The following is a 13,502-nucleotide window of genomic DNA, read 5'->3' as shown; positions in this document are numbered from 1 at the left end:
TGACCTCACCAGAGCCTGCGCAGCGAACTCCCGTCGACAAGAAAGAGCTCATCGTGAACACAATCATGATCATCGTTGGAAGTGTCCGTCCGGGTCGGCTCGGACTCCCGATCGCGAAATGGGTTGAGAAAGCAGCCCTCGGCGCGGGCACATTCGACATCGACTTCGTCGACCTGGCCGAGCTCGCTCTTCCGTTCATGGACGAGCCGAATCACCCGCGCATGCAGCAATACACCCACCAACACACGCGTGAGTGGAGCGCCCGGGTGGCTGCCGCGAACGGGTTCATCTTCGTCGCGCCGGAGTACAACCACAGTTACTCCCCTGCACTGAAGAATGCACTCGACTATCTCGCTGTGGAGTGGTGGAGAAAGCCGGCCGGCTTCGTTACCTACGGGGGCGTGTCCGCCGGAACCCGAGGGGTTGTCGGTCTCGAGCCTGTACTGGGCATTTTGGGACTCGTCCGTGTTGGAGCCGAACTCGAGATCCCACTGTTCAATGAACCCCGTTTCGTCGATGGCGAATTCGTCCCCACCGACAAGGAGCAAACCATCCTCTCGAAGATGCTCCACGAACTCGAATCGCTGACTGAATCGTTGAAGAGTTCACAGGAGTAAAAGCCAACGAGCTGGCTGGTCGAACCGAGCTCGTGGGGTGCCCAACACCACGAAGGCGAGACAACCACCCGTCACGCTAATGCGGCTTGCGGATACTTCTCGTACCGCGAGCTCAGAGCGCCCGCCCCGGAGTCCTCTCCATAGTCGGCGCCCTTCCGAGCGCCCACGAGCTCAATCGTGTCACCAGCGACGGAGCCGGGGTCAGCAAAAAGGACCATGACAACATGATGGCTAATACCGGGCACCGCGAGGAATTGGCAGCGGAAGTCGACGCGCCCGAAAGTTTCTATGTAGCACTCGACGCTCCCCGCTGACTGAGCGCGAGCGTCCTGCAGAGCCCAAATTCGGCGAAAATCCGAACTCGATCCCCACAGTTTCCCGACAATTCGCTGCATCCGAAGATCATCGGCGTCCCCGTGAAATCGCAGCGCGGCAACGACGGAGCGCGCGGTCGCCTCCCACTGGGGTCGGCGGTGCCGAGGCGGCACCGAGAACGTCGCTAGCACTCTGTTCTGGCCGGGATCGAACGAGCCACCCCCGAGTTCGCGCGCCAGCGAGTTTGCGGCGACAACATCCTGATTGCGATCGAGAACGATTGCGGGAGAACCCTCCCATTGATTGATGACGTCGGACACGCCTGCGTCGACGAGCTCCGACATGACAGGAGCGCGCACGACGCGGGCTTGCTGGCGCACGATTCTGCGCAGGTAGTCCACCTCGTCGTCGTCGAGGAGTAGCGCTTGAGCCAGCGACGTGACTACCCGATCCGAGGGATACCCACCGATTCCCTGCTCCAGGCGAAGGTAGTACTCCAGGCTGATGCAGGCCAGCGACGCGACCTCCTCTCGTCGCAGTCCGCAAACCCTGCGCCCCGCCGAGCGGGGAAGCCCCACGTCTTCGGGCTGGAGCGCGTCGCGATGAGCTCGCAGAAACTGGCTGACGAGCGTGTGCTGTATCGGCATCAGATTTCCTTCGGGTCTAGTCATCTGTTCGATCGACTGTCGTGCGTCGTAGCCGTGACGGTGCCACCACAGCTCCGCGAACATCCGTCCATCAGAGCGACGGTCGGGCGATTCGCGAACGCTTCTGTGATGCCCACAACCACTCCGTGAGTGAACTTTTCGGCATTGAACCCATATCACATCAGGTGACGAACCACCTCGAATCCTGGACTAACCCCAGTTCTCATCAGGGCCCGAGTGAGCAGAGGTCGCACAGACTCGAGAGCTGCCGCTATCGCTTCGGGGAAATCCGAGGCCCTACTTCGCGCCGCGCAGTCACACCATGTCTAGGTATTTGATGACGGCAAGTACCCGACGGTGGTTGATGTTCGTCTCGGCGCCAAGGCCCAACTTGTCGAAAATGCGATGCACGTGTTTCTCCACCGTGCCCTCGGTCATGTGAAGTTCCTGGCCGATCCCTAAATTCGACCGCCCCTCTGCCATGAGCGACAGCACCTCGCATTCTCGCGGGGTCAATCTGTCCAGCGGATTGGTCGAGCGTTGCGCCAGAAGCAGCTCGCTCACCAATGCCGGATCAATCACCGACTCGCCAGCAGACACTCGCCGGAGCGACGAAAGGAAGTCATCCAGCTTCGAGATTCGTTGCTTGAGCAGATAGCCGATGCCGGGGCCGCTGTTGAGCAAATCTATGGCGTGATCGACTTCGACGTGCGAAGAGAGCACCAATATGGCCAGCGAGGGGAGAGTTGACCGTATCCGTTTGGCTGCTTCTATCCCTTCGATGGTGTGGGTTGGAGGCATCCTGATGTCGATGACGAGCAAGTCCGGCTTCGCCTGGCGAATGAGCTGATCGAGCTGCGACGCGTCGGATGCCTGGGCGACCACCTCGAAACCCGCGGCTCCGATCAAGCTGCTCAGCCCTTCGCGCAGCAGAACGTCGTCGTCGATGAGCATCACGCGCGTCACACCCGCGGTTGGCTCGGAAAGTCTCGACATGTTCGCATTATCAGGGTGAACTGGGACTTCCAGCAACGGGCGAGAACCGGAGGATGAGGCGATGACATCTTCTGGGGATGTGTCCCGAGCAGAGCTCGCCGCGCTTCGAGCTGCCGTCGGTCTGGTCTCCGATGGCACCTCCTCTCGGGTGGTCCTCGAGACGATTGCTCGCTACGTTGCCGCCGCGTTGAGCCCGAACTACCTGGAAATCCTCCAGTTTGAAGGCGACGACCACACCAGCGTCATCGCTGCCTGGGCGACCAGTCGATTCGGGATCGTGTATCTCGACCGCTGGGATCTAGACGATGACAGCCTCGCCCGCCGGATCGAGCAATCTCATGCACCGGCTCGGTTGGAGCGGGTGGGTGGACCGGATGCGGGGGCCATGGATTCTCCGGCGGATCGCGCGTCGATAACGTCGTCGGTCGGCGTGCCCATCTTGGTGGGCGAGCAGGTGTGGGGTGCCCTCTTCGTCCACTCAGTGGGCAGCGCCCCACTCCCGCCCGACACGGAGTCTCGACTGAGCGGCTTCACCGAACTCATTGCCTCGGTTATCGCCAGCAGCCGCGCACAAGCACAATTCCAGGAACTCGCGGCAGATCAGACGGCACTACTTCGAGTCGCGGAGCTCGTCGCTCGAGGCTCGGCCCCGGCGGACGTCTTCGCCGCCGTGGCCGAAGAGTTGGGGCGGGTGCTTCTTGTCGACGGCGCCCAACTAGTGCGCTACGACGACGATGACATGGCTACTTTCGTCGCGAGCTGGGGGCCTCTGGAGGCCGGCTTGCCCACCGGAACCCGGCTGAGATCGGCGGGAAATAGCGTCACCGGCCGCATCTACTCGTCCTCCTTGCCAGCGCGCGTCGACGATTACGCGACGGTCGCCGGCGAGGTCAGAGCAGTTCAGCCAGCAGTGGGAATGAGATCTGCTGTCGGGGCGCCCATCATGGTGGGCGGGCGGCTCTGGGGGGCTGTCGTCGTGGGGTCATTGGGCGCCCGTCACCTCCCGCCGCACACGGAGCCGCGGATGGTCAAATTCGCGGATCTCATCGCCATAGCGATCGCGAACTTGCAGACCCGTGTTGCCCAAGAGGATCTTGCCAAAGAGCAAGCAGCACTGAGGCGCGTGGCAACGGTCGTTGCCAGGGAGGAATGGGCGACGACGATCCCCACCATCGTGCGCGAGATCGGTCTGCTGCTCGGCGTCGATGGCGCGATGATGCTTCGCTACGAAGACGAAGACACTGCCACCGTCCTCGCCGGCTGGGGAAAACCCACCCTCACCGCGATCTCCGACATGCGGCTGCCGATCAGGGGAGACAACCCCGTGGCCCGAGTGTGGAAAACCAGATCGTCCGCGCGCCAACAGGGGTGGGAGGGCTCCGACGGACTGCTCGCGGCCCTGGCTCGACACATCGGCATTACCAGCGTCGTCGCGACCCCGGTAGTTGTCGAGAACCGGCTATGGGGCGCGATCGCCGTCACCAACATGACGCGACGGAATCTTCCCGCCGACACGGAAGCGCGCGTCAGTCAATTCGGAGACCTTGTCGCGACGGCAATCGGCAATATGAAGGCGCACCTCGATCTGCTTGAGTCCCGTGCCCGTATCGTCCAGACGGCGGATGACACCCGAAGGCGTTTTGAGCACGATCTGCATGACGGAATACAGCAACGCCTCGTCACTGTGACCATGGAGATGAGGGCTGCCGAGCGTGCGCTCCCCGCCGATGCGGCAGGCGTTCGGATGAAGATCTCGCACAGCGCAGACGCCCTCGATCTCGCGCTCGACGAGCTGCGGGAGCTATCGAGAGGTCTTCATCCCGCGATCCTCTCCGAGGGCGGTCTGGGTCCGGCCCTCCGATCACTCAGCCGCCGTGCAGACGTTCCCTCCAGAGTGCACATGGACGCGCTGCCGCGTTTTCCGCAACCCATCGAAGTGGCCGCCTACTACGTCGTTTCGGAGTCGCTGGCCAATGTGAGCAAGCATGCAAACGCCACCGCAGTCTCTGTCACGGCGACACTCGAAGGAAATCGGCTGGTGGTCTCTGTGTCAGACAACGGAGTGGGCGGTGCTCGCATCGCGAAGGGATCGGGCCTTATCGGGCTCCAAGACCGCGTCGAGTCGGTCGGCGGCACGCTCACGATCGACAGTCCGCGCAGACGGGGAACCATCGTGAGCGCACGCCTTCCTGTCGCCGTTCTCTAAGGCCAGTTCTTGAGGCCTGTCCTTTTGGGCTGACGCCCGGCTGGCGGGGGGACGGACTCCCCGCTAGCGGGGGGATAGATCGGGTACTCGCCGGGCTGTGCGCGACCCACGAATTCGAGAGTCTGTGATGATCGCGATTCGCCCGAACCCGAGAAAACGCGACCTATCCCGAGGAGTGATCATGAGCGTCACTGAGCCGTCAGCCGCAAAGCCCACCGTCGTATTCGTGCACGGCGCGTTCGCTGAATCGTCAAGTTGGAGCGGGGTGATCACAGAACTGTCCGCAGAGGGCTTCCCCGCCATCGCTCTCGCCAACCCGCTCCGAGGAGGCACATCGGATTCTGAATACTTGCGGGCCACCTTGAAGGATGTCAGCGGCGACATCATCCTCGTCGGGCACTCGTATGGAGGCACCGTGATCAGCGGAGGCGGAACAGACAACCCCAACGTGAAGGCACTGGTCTTCGTCGGAGCGTTTGCGCCGGACGAGGGAGAAACCCCCGGCGAACTGGCGGGAAAGTTCCCTGGTTCTACCCTCGCCGAGAATCTCACGCCCGTGCCGGTCGCCGGCGGAACAGACCTGTACATCACACAGAGCGGCTATCACGCGCAATTCGCCGCAGATTCCTCGCATGAAGTTGCGCAGGTGATGGCAGTGACCCAACGCCCCATTCTCGAATCGGCGTTCTCCGAGGCTTCGGGGGTTCCGGCGTGGAAGTCCGTCCCCTCGTGGTTTCTGTTCGGCGCCGAAGACCGAAACATCCCTGTGGCAGCGCACCGCTTCATGGCCGAGCGAGCCGGCTCCCGAAAGACCGTCGAGTTGGCGGGCGGGTCGCACACCGTGAGCATCCCGGAGGCGGCGAAGCTTGCCGACCTCATCCGCGAAGCCGCCGCCGCCACAACCGGTCACTAGCCGGCCGACGGGTGGACTGAGCCATGGAGTTCTCTCGAATGGGCGTCGCGCCCGAGCGACCGTACGTCTCAGCGGTGATCGCCGACGGAAGATTCGTTTTCGTTTCCGGCCAGACTCCGACGCGAGACGGCAAAATGCTGGACGGCTCGATCGGCGACCAAACCTCTGCGGTTTTGCAGAACATCGCGGCCATCCTTGATTCCGCCGGAGCAGGCTTGCAGGACGTGGTGCGGTGTGGAGTTTTCCTTGCTGATCTCAGTCAACTCGCGGAATTCAACGCCGCGTACACGGCAGCGTTCGGCGCTCGATTGCCAGCCCGAACCACCGTGGGCGCATCTCTTCCCGGCTACGGCGTCGAGATCGACTGCATCGCGCTGCTTCCGCGTGGCTGACGATGAACGAAGTCGACTCCGGCGGTGGCCCGACGTCGTCGCCACAAACACCCAGCCGAATTGACCAGGCGGCTCCGCAGCGCATCCCTCTCAACACCCTCGCGATAGGCCTCGGCTCGTTGGGATTCGCCGCGAGCTGGAGTGCGCTCGGTGAAGCATACGGCTGGGTGTGGTGGAGCGCTGAGCCCCTCTGGGCTGCCGGCGCTCTGCTGATGGTCGCGCTCGTTGTCGCTCAGATCGCGATCCGTTCTCTGACCGATTCGCATATCCGCTCGGTACGCCAGCAACTCCGCGCAGAGGACGAGCAGTTGCAATCTGCTCTGCAGTCGGTGGAAGACCAGGTCGCGCCGCCGAACACCGCTCGCCCAGCTGACCACCAATGAATCATGTGGAGATCATCAGTTGGATAGTGGCGTTCGTACTCGTCACCGTCGCAATGACCGGCCTGGGACGTCGCATCGGATGGCCGACCCCGCTGATCCTGGTGGCTCTGGGTGGAATCGCCTCATTCATCCCGGGAGTCCCGTCGATCACGATCGACCCCGACCTCATCCTCTATGGGCTGCTCCCACCGCTTCTTTTCGCGGCGGCTAGAAATACCTACCTGGCCGACATCCGGCAACGGCGAGACAGCATCCTGGTGATCTCCATCGGCACCGTGGCAGCGACGGTTGTAGTCGTCGGCTTCACTGCCAGCCTCATTCTGCCGACTATCGGTCTGGCGGCCGCGTTCGCGTTCGCGGCGGTGATCGCCCCGACCGACACGGTCGCCGTGACCGCCGTCGCTCATCGGATGGGGCTGCCAAGACGCGCCATCACCATTCTCGAGGGCGAAAGTCTGCTCAACGATGCAGCCGCCCTCGTAGCGCTCAATGCTGCCCTCCTCGCCCTCACCGGATCGTTTACGCCCCTCGCCCTCGCCGGCAACGTGGTTCTCGCCGTCGCCGGTGGGGTGGTGGTCGGAGGAATCGTCGGATGGCTGACCGCTCTCGTGCGCGCGCGAATCCGCGTCGCGGTCCTGGACACCAGTCTCGCCCTCATCACTCCGTATCTCGCGTTCCTCGCGGCTCAGGCCATCCATGGGTCGGGAATCCTGGCGGTCGTCATCGCGGGGCTATATCTCGGCTATCTCTCGCCAAAAATTCAAACAGCCGAGTGTCGCAGCGCTGAGTTGGCCAATTGGCGCACCGTCCAGTTCATTCTGGAAAACGCGGTCTTTCTCTTTATCGGCCTGAACCTCTCGAGCGCCGTTTCTGGAGTTTCACTCGCCGGCTACGGCTTATGGTCTGCGGTGGGGATCTGCGCGACGATCCTGCTGGCGCTCGTTGCTGCCCGATTTGCCTTCGTTTACGCCGTGGCATGGTTCTTCCGGATGGGACCCCGCCGACTTCGCGACCAGCACGTACAGTGGAAGAGCGCCTTCATCGTCTCGTCGGTCAGTGTGCGAGGAGTGGTCACGCTGGCCGCGGCGTTCTTGCTCCCGCCAGAAACGCCAGACCGAGCGCTTCTTCAATTCCTGGCGTTCGTCGTCGTCGTCGCGACGATCTCCGGCTCAGCTCTGCTCCCGGCGGTGATCCGCCTCGCCCGCGTGAGCCCGCCGGACTCGATTCAGGAGCAGATGGAGTGGCGATCGCTATTGGCCGAAGTTCGAGCCGCGGGTGTCGACGCGCTTGAATCCGAGTTGACCGACAACGACGACGTTCGAGTCATCTCTCAGTTGCGGGCGGGCGAGACTCTGGTGCAGGAGTCCCTAGATCGCCAGCTTGCCAATCCCGATGAGGAATCTCTGCTGGCCAGTTACGAACGATTGCGGCGTCGGATGATCCGAGCCGAGTGGTACGCCACGATCAAAGCCAGAGCGGAGGGACGCTTTCCCGAGACTGCCGTAATCAAGGTGCTCGAAGTCATTGATGCGGAAGAGGCGGCCCTGCGCGCATTCGAGCTGGAAGGCCAGGGCAGCAGCAGTCCCGTTCGACGTAGTCGTTCGTGGGCCACTGCGTTCTTCAGTCGAGTTCAGCGAACCCCACCATCAACGAACCGATTGAACACTCGCCAACGAGACAAACGACACCGATAACCGCCGTCGCCCTGCCCCGCGACCGTCAATCACCCAGCGGATGTCGACGCGGCCGTGTCGCGGACCCGGGAATCGCCCCGAGCGAGGTCAGGGCGATAGCGGTGAGAGTCGCCCGATCGGCACCGGCACTCCCGACCACTTCCGTGCCACGGGTAACTGCCACAAAGTAGTTCGCCAACGCGGTCGCGTCCGCCTCGACCGAGACCTCACCACAGGCCTGGGCGTCCTCGATGCAGTCGCGATAGACGCCGGACATTCGGCTGATGGTGTTGTGTGCCGACTCGGCGACCGCCGAATCGCTGTCGGCCATCTCGATGGTCGCTTTGATGAAGAGGTCGCTTGCGGCGTCGCCATCACTGAGGGCGATGGCCAGTTTGAGCAGTTGGCCTTTAACCCGTTCGAAAGGAGAAGCGGCGTCTGTGGTCAGTGCCCGCTCCAGCTCCGCGATCGCCTCGCCCGCGTGCAAGCTCAGCGCTCGGAGAAATAGCGCATGTTTGCCGCCGAACGAGTTGTAGGTGCTCTGCTTGCCGAGCCCGGTTGCTGCGACAAGGTCGTCGAGAGTCGTGCCGGAGTATCCCTTGGCGGTGAACGTCACACCGGCAGACGCCACAACGTCGCTTTCGAGAAACTTGCGCGGTCTGCTCAGACGTCAATTCTCGTTCACGAAAGCCAGAGGACGGGGACCCGAACCGACTCGCTGGTCGCCCGATGGTGAAACGACTGGGGACCCCCGGGGATTCGGCCGGGTCAATCCAATGATGAGGTGGAACAATTCACCCGGCGGCTCGGAGGTCATCAATGGATGGAATGCGTGAGGTTCAGACTCCGATGTCGGTGGCGGAGGCCGTCACGGCCATCACCGACATACTGCGTCAGAAGGGGATCACCATATTCGGACAGTACGACCACGCAGCGAATGCGCGATCGGTGAACCTCGCGTTGGCCGAGGAGACAGTGATTGTCTTCGGCGCACCGGCGGTGGGAACCACTCTCATGCAGGAGAACCCCGACATCGGGTACGAGCTGCCGTCGCGCCTCCTCATCCGCGATGACCACGGCACGACTTTGCTGACGTACCGCGATCCGGTCGCTCTCGGGGCGTCGTACGGAATCTCCCCGTCAACACTTCCTCTCCAGCACCTCTCCCAACTCTTCGATGCCCTAATCGCCGCTGTGGAGATCCGGACCTGACCTAGCTTGCGGCGTCGATTTCCGCTCGTGCTCGTGCTCCAGGCCCTGGTGGTTCCGAAGATCCTCATAGAAAAGGCCGTCGCTGCGCGCTCTGCCCACCTTGGTGCGACGCCCGAGCATCGTGGTTCTAATGATCACCGTCGCGCTGCTCTTTGTCGGCCACAACATTTCGTACACCTTCATCACCCCGTACCTGCACTCGACTCTCCACGTCGCTGGCGGCACGGTGAGCATTCTGTTGCTGACGTTCGGCCTCGGCGGCATCGTCGGTAACTTCGCTGGAGTGAGGTCGGCGTTCTGGGCAGGAGCAGCCCCTCTGCTCCTCGCCCTGATCAATGTGGCGGTATTCGCCCTTCGCCGCCGGCGCCGCAGCACCGATAGCGTGCTGAACAATGCCGGAGGCGGATGGTTCGAGCACTTCGCCGAAACCCTGACGATCACATCGAGCACACGATCGATCTGAACATCCGCGGCACCGTCTATGCCACCCAGCACGCACTGAAGCGCCTTCCTGACGGCGGTCGCATCATCATGATCGGAAGCATCACTGCAGAAAGCATCCCGATGTCAGGGGGCACGATCTATGGCATGAGCAAGGCAGCGCTGGTGGGATTCACTCAGGGGCTGGCCCGCGATCTCGGGCCGCGTCACATCACCGCGAACAATGTGCAACCGGGCCCCATTGATACCGACGGAAACCCGGCGGGCGGGCCAGACGGCGCCTACCTGGCAGGGCTCACCGCGCTCAACAGATTCGGCACCGCCGACGAGGTCGGAAAACTGGCCGCCGGGATCGCCAGCGACCAGGCGGCCTACATGACCGGATCAACCGTGACGTTAGACGGGGGATGGACGGCGTAACGGCGCGACCCCGGGACAACGCGAGCGCCCCTGGGTTCCTGACCAAGGCCAGGCACCCAGGGGCGCTGCGGAGAAGCCGTGCTATTTACTTGACAGGAATCGACTGCGCTTTCAGTGCGGCAATCGTCTTGTCTTGACCGTTTTTGAGAGCGTCGAGCAGGGTTCCGTTGCCGGATAGTGCGCTGCCGAAGCCGTCCGACACATCGTTATAGGTCTGCGTCATCGTCGGACCCCAGGTGAACGGGCTGATGACCTTGCCCGCTTCGCTGAATTCCTTGTAGATGGGCTGGTTTCCGTAGAACTCGACTCCAGCCGTCAGCGCCGGAAGCTTGTCGCCCGCGGTGCTTGCCGGGTAGAGGTTGGCTTCCTTGTTCAGCGCGGTGAGCGCCTCGGTGCTCGTGTTCAGCCACAGAATGAACTTCGACGCCTCGGCCGGGTGCTTGGAGCCCTTGAAGACGACACTCGACGAACCTCCCCACGCTCCCGAGGTGTTTCCACCCGCCTTCCACTGCGGCATCGGGGCGACGGCCCACTTGCCCGTGGTGGTGGGTGCACCGCTAGAGATGGTGTTCGCGCCCCAGACTGCAGAGACCCAGGTCCAGTCCGCGCCGGTGTCGTACGCGTTGTTCCACTGGTCGGTGAAGCCGGGGATGGTCGAGACCAGATCCTTGGAGATGAGATCCTGCCAGTAGTTCGCGACCTTCGTCGACTGCTCCGATGTCAGGTTCACCGTCCACTTGCCGCCAGTCGTCGAGAACCATTGTCCGCCCGCCTGCGACACCAGCCCCGCGAACCAGTTGACATCTCCCTTCGGGAAGTTGGTGATCTGCCCTCCGAGTGCCTTGATCTTCACGGCGTCGGCGGCATACTCTTCCCACGTCGTCGGTACCGTCAGCCCGGCCTTATCGAACAGGTCCTTGCGGTAGTACAGCGCCATGGGACCGGAGTCCTGCGGAACGGCGTACACCGAGTCGGACTCGCCGAAGGTCACCTGGTTCCACAGCCCAGACGAGAACTCCGACTTCGCCTTCGAAACTCCAGCGCACGAGGCGATGTTCTCCAGCCCGTCCTGTACGCGGAACGCCGGCAGAGAGTCGTACTCGACCTGGCCAATGTCCGGCGCGTTTCCGGCCTTGAGCTCGTTGAAGAAGTTCTGATACGTTCCCGAGTTGCCGTTCGGGCCGGTCTGAACCTTGACCTGGATGTTGGGGTTCTTTTTGTTCCACAGCTCGACAACCTTGTCCATACCGGGAACCCAGGTCGTGAAGTCGAGAGTGACTTTGCCGCCGGAGGGCTTGCAACTCGCGGATCCGGCGCTGCTGCCAGAACCGGAATTGGTCGCAGAACAACCGGCGAGGGCGAGGGTTGCCAGTGTGGCAACAGCCGCCAACCGTATGAATCTATTTGCCATGGAGTTTCTTCCTATCGAATGTGCACGCGCGGCTAGCGCGATGCTGAGCGAACATCGTTGTTGCCTTACTTGAGTCCTCCCGCACCGAGCCCGTTTCTCCAGAACCGCTGGAGTGAGAGGAACGCGATGAGGAGAGGAATGATCGACACCAGCGCACCGGCGATGACCAGGGTGCGGATGTCGGGAATCTGGCTGACTTGGGAGTTCCACGTGAACAGTCCGAGGGTGACGGGAAACAGCGACTGGTCGCGCAGCATGATCAGCGGGAGGAAAAAGTTGTTCCAGATCGAAACGAACTGGAACAGGAAGATGGTGACGAGTGCGGGAGACATGAGACGCACAGACACCGTGAAAAAGGTGCGGACCTCGCCAGAACCGTCGATCCGTGCGGCTTCGATGATCTCGTCCGGCACGCTCGACGAGGCATAAATGCGGCTGAGATAGACGCCGAATGGGCTCACGATGCTCGGCAGGAACACCGCCCAGAACGTATTGGTCAGGCTGACCTGGCTGAAGATGAGAAACAGCGGCAGGGCGAGAGCCGTGGCCGGAACGAGAACCCCGCCGAGGATCGTGTTGAAGATCGCCTCCGAGCCTCGGAACCGGTACTTCGCCAGGGCGTATCCGCACATCGCAGCGAGGATCGTGCCGAGGCCGCCGGCGACCAAGGCATAGACGACGCTGTTCAGCATCCATCGCGGAAATACCGCGTCGTCGTAGGTGAACAGCTTGACGATATTGGCGATCCCGTCGGTGAACGAGGTCGACGTGAACCACAGAGAGAACGTGGAATTGAAATTGCCGAGGGTCTTGGTCGACGACACCACGAGCCAGAAGATCGGGATGAGGAAGTAGAGGGTGAAGACCCCCATGATCAGCATCGCCGCCGTCCGCGAGAGGATGCTTTCGCGAGGGCCGCCGGGGGTGGCTTTGCGGACGGGACGTGCTGAAGTTTGGCTCTGCGCGCTCACTGTGCGGTCCTCCGGTTGGTGAGTCTCAAAAAGACGAACGAAAGGATGAACGTGGCGACGGCGAGAACGACCGAGAACGCCGCGGCCAGATTGAAGTTCGGGATCGACGACACCGAGTAGACGAGCAGATTGGGGGTGAAGCTGCTGGTGATCGACGAGGTGAACTGCTTGAAGACCTCCGGTTCGGTCAGGAGTTGCAGCGTTCCGATGATCGAGAAGACAGCGGTGAGTACGAGAGCGGGAGCGACCAGGGGGATTTTCACCGACCATGCGATCCGCAGTTGTCCGGCACCGTCCAACCGAGCCGCTTCGTAGATTTCGGTGGGGATGGCGAGAAGCGCCGAATAGATGATCAGCATGTTGTAGCCGGCGTATACCCACGTCACGACGTTCGCGATCGACCACAAAATGGTCGGACCCGACAGCAGGTCGGCGCTCGACGTCAGGAGCTTGAAGGGCGACAGGCTCGGGGAGTAGAGATAGCCCCACATCAGCGCGGCGATCACTCCGGGAACGGCGTACGGAGCGAAGAACGCCAGGCGGAAGAATTTCTTGCCCCGAAGAAGGGGCGAGTCGAGCAGCAGGGCGAAGACGAGCGCGAGCCCGAGCATGACCGGAACCTGGACTACGCCGAAGAGCAAGACCCGCCCGATGGCGCCCCAGAAGTCACTGCTCTGGAACACGATCAGGTATTGGCTGAATCCGCCGAACACCTGCCGGGGAGCGCCATACGTGCCCTCGCGCTGGATGACCTGAAGCGACTCCCACACGGCGTACAGGATGGGGATCAGGTAGAAGGCGATGAAGAGCACGCCAAACGGGACGATGAAGATGAGGATCGCCCGCACGATCGACGGTTGCATCCGCTTCCGCCGTCGCGGCATAGCGGCCAGGGTAGGTGACGT

Annotated in this window: 15 protein-coding genes; 9 read left to right on the top strand and 6 right to left on the bottom strand. The window is 62.5% G+C overall.

The annotated features are described in order from the left end of the window. Positions 1–53: 53 nt before the first annotated feature. Positions 54–617 (top strand): NADPH-dependent FMN reductase, encoded by a 564-nt coding sequence (locus IV501_RS14235; protein WP_200557036.1) that lies wholly within the window; start codon positions 54–56, stop codon positions 615–617. Between the two features lie 71 nt (positions 618–688). Here IV501_RS14235 and IV501_RS14230 read toward each other — a convergent pair whose 3' ends face one another. Both IV501_RS14230 and IV501_RS14225 read right to left on the bottom strand, forming a co-directional pair. Beyond that, positions 689–1,579 (bottom strand): helix-turn-helix transcriptional regulator, encoded by an 891-nt coding sequence (locus IV501_RS14230; RefSeq protein WP_200557035.1) that lies wholly within the window; start codon positions 1,577–1,579, stop codon positions 689–691. Positions 1,580–1,894: 315 nt separating this feature from the next. Further along, positions 1,895–2,575 (bottom strand): response regulator, encoded by a 681-nt coding sequence (locus IV501_RS14225; RefSeq protein ID WP_200557034.1) that lies wholly within the window; start codon positions 2,573–2,575, stop codon positions 1,895–1,897. Between the two features lie 61 nt (positions 2,576–2,636). On the opposite strand from IV501_RS14225, the gene IV501_RS14220 reads away from it, so the two are divergent. The 5 genes from IV501_RS14220 to IV501_RS14200 all read left to right on the top strand — a co-directional run bounded on the left by IV501_RS14220 (position 2,637) and on the right by IV501_RS14200 (position 8,163). Then, positions 2,637–4,781, top strand: coding sequence for a sensor histidine kinase (locus IV501_RS14220; protein ID WP_200557033.1), 2,145 nt, complete (start codon positions 2,637–2,639; stop codon positions 4,779–4,781). 181 nt (positions 4,782–4,962) lie between these two features. After that, positions 4,963–5,694 carry an alpha/beta fold hydrolase gene (locus tag IV501_RS14215; RefSeq protein WP_200557032.1) on the top strand — a complete coding sequence of 244 codons (732 nt, stop codon included), beginning with the start codon at positions 4,963–4,965 and terminating at the stop codon, positions 5,692–5,694. Between the two features lie 23 nt (positions 5,695–5,717). After that, complete coding sequence (locus IV501_RS14210; protein WP_200557031.1) at positions 5,718–6,086, top strand: RidA family protein; 369 nt, start codon at positions 5,718–5,720, stop codon at positions 6,084–6,086. Between the two features lie 2 nt (positions 6,087–6,088). Further along, positions 6,089–6,469: a hypothetical protein gene (locus IV501_RS14205; protein WP_200557030.1), complete on the top strand. Its 381-nt coding sequence runs from the start codon at positions 6,089–6,091 to the stop codon at positions 6,467–6,469. Then, positions 6,466–8,163, top strand: coding sequence for a cation:proton antiporter (locus IV501_RS14200; RefSeq protein ID WP_200557029.1), 1,698 nt, complete (start codon positions 6,466–6,468; stop codon positions 8,161–8,163). The genes IV501_RS14205 and IV501_RS14200 overlap by 4 nt, the downstream gene beginning before the upstream one ends. A gap of 25 nt (positions 8,164–8,188) precedes the next feature. Here the strand turns inward: IV501_RS14200 and IV501_RS14195 are convergent, their stop codons facing one another. Continuing rightward, entirely contained in the window at positions 8,189–8,773 is a 585-nt protein-coding gene (locus IV501_RS14195; RefSeq protein WP_307812314.1) for a TetR/AcrR family transcriptional regulator, read from the bottom strand. 197 nt (positions 8,774–8,970) lie between these two features. On the opposite strand from IV501_RS14195, the gene IV501_RS14190 reads away from it, so the two are divergent. The 3 genes from IV501_RS14190 (at position 8,971) to IV501_RS16260 (ending at position 10,215) form a co-directional block, all read left to right on the top strand. Further along, positions 8,971–9,354: a DUF302 domain-containing protein gene (locus IV501_RS14190; protein WP_200557028.1), complete on the top strand. Its 384-nt coding sequence runs from the start codon at positions 8,971–8,973 to the stop codon at positions 9,352–9,354. 130 nt (positions 9,355–9,484) lie between these two features. Next, positions 9,485–9,817, top strand: a complete 333-nt coding sequence (locus tag IV501_RS16265) for a hypothetical protein (RefSeq protein ID WP_234698633.1) — start codon at positions 9,485–9,487, stop codon at positions 9,815–9,817. Beyond that, the gene (locus IV501_RS16260; RefSeq protein WP_234698632.1) at positions 9,760–10,215 is read left to right on the top strand and encodes an SDR family oxidoreductase; all 456 of its coding nucleotides are present in this window, start codon (positions 9,760–9,762) and stop codon (positions 10,213–10,215) included. Before IV501_RS16265 ends, IV501_RS16260 begins: the two co-directional genes overlap by 58 nt. An 85-nt stretch (positions 10,216–10,300) precedes the next feature. Here IV501_RS16260 and IV501_RS14180 read toward each other — a convergent pair whose 3' ends face one another. The 3 genes from IV501_RS14180 to IV501_RS16255 all read right to left on the bottom strand — a co-directional run bounded on the left by IV501_RS14180 (position 10,301) and on the right by IV501_RS16255 (position 13,481). Beyond that, the gene (locus IV501_RS14180; protein WP_200557027.1) at positions 10,301–11,626 is read right to left on the bottom strand and encodes an extracellular solute-binding protein; all 1,326 of its coding nucleotides are present in this window, start codon (positions 11,624–11,626) and stop codon (positions 10,301–10,303) included. Between the two features lie 65 nt (positions 11,627–11,691). Next, positions 11,692–12,507 (bottom strand): carbohydrate ABC transporter permease, encoded by an 816-nt coding sequence (locus IV501_RS14175; protein ID WP_234698646.1) that lies wholly within the window; start codon positions 12,505–12,507, stop codon positions 11,692–11,694. An 86-nt stretch (positions 12,508–12,593) separates the two neighbouring features. Then, on the bottom strand, positions 12,594–13,481 hold the full coding sequence (locus IV501_RS16255) for a carbohydrate ABC transporter permease (protein ID WP_234698631.1): 888 nt from the start codon (positions 13,479–13,481) through the stop codon (positions 12,594–12,596). Positions 13,482–13,502 lie beyond the last annotated feature (21 nt).

Origin of the sequence: Lacisediminihabitans changchengi (assembly GCF_016634425.1) — a bacterium.
Taxonomy (GTDB): Bacteria; Actinomycetota; Actinomycetes; order Actinomycetales; family Microbacteriaceae; genus Lacisediminihabitans; species Lacisediminihabitans changchengi.
This window is presented reverse-complemented; position numbering and strand designations above follow the sequence as displayed.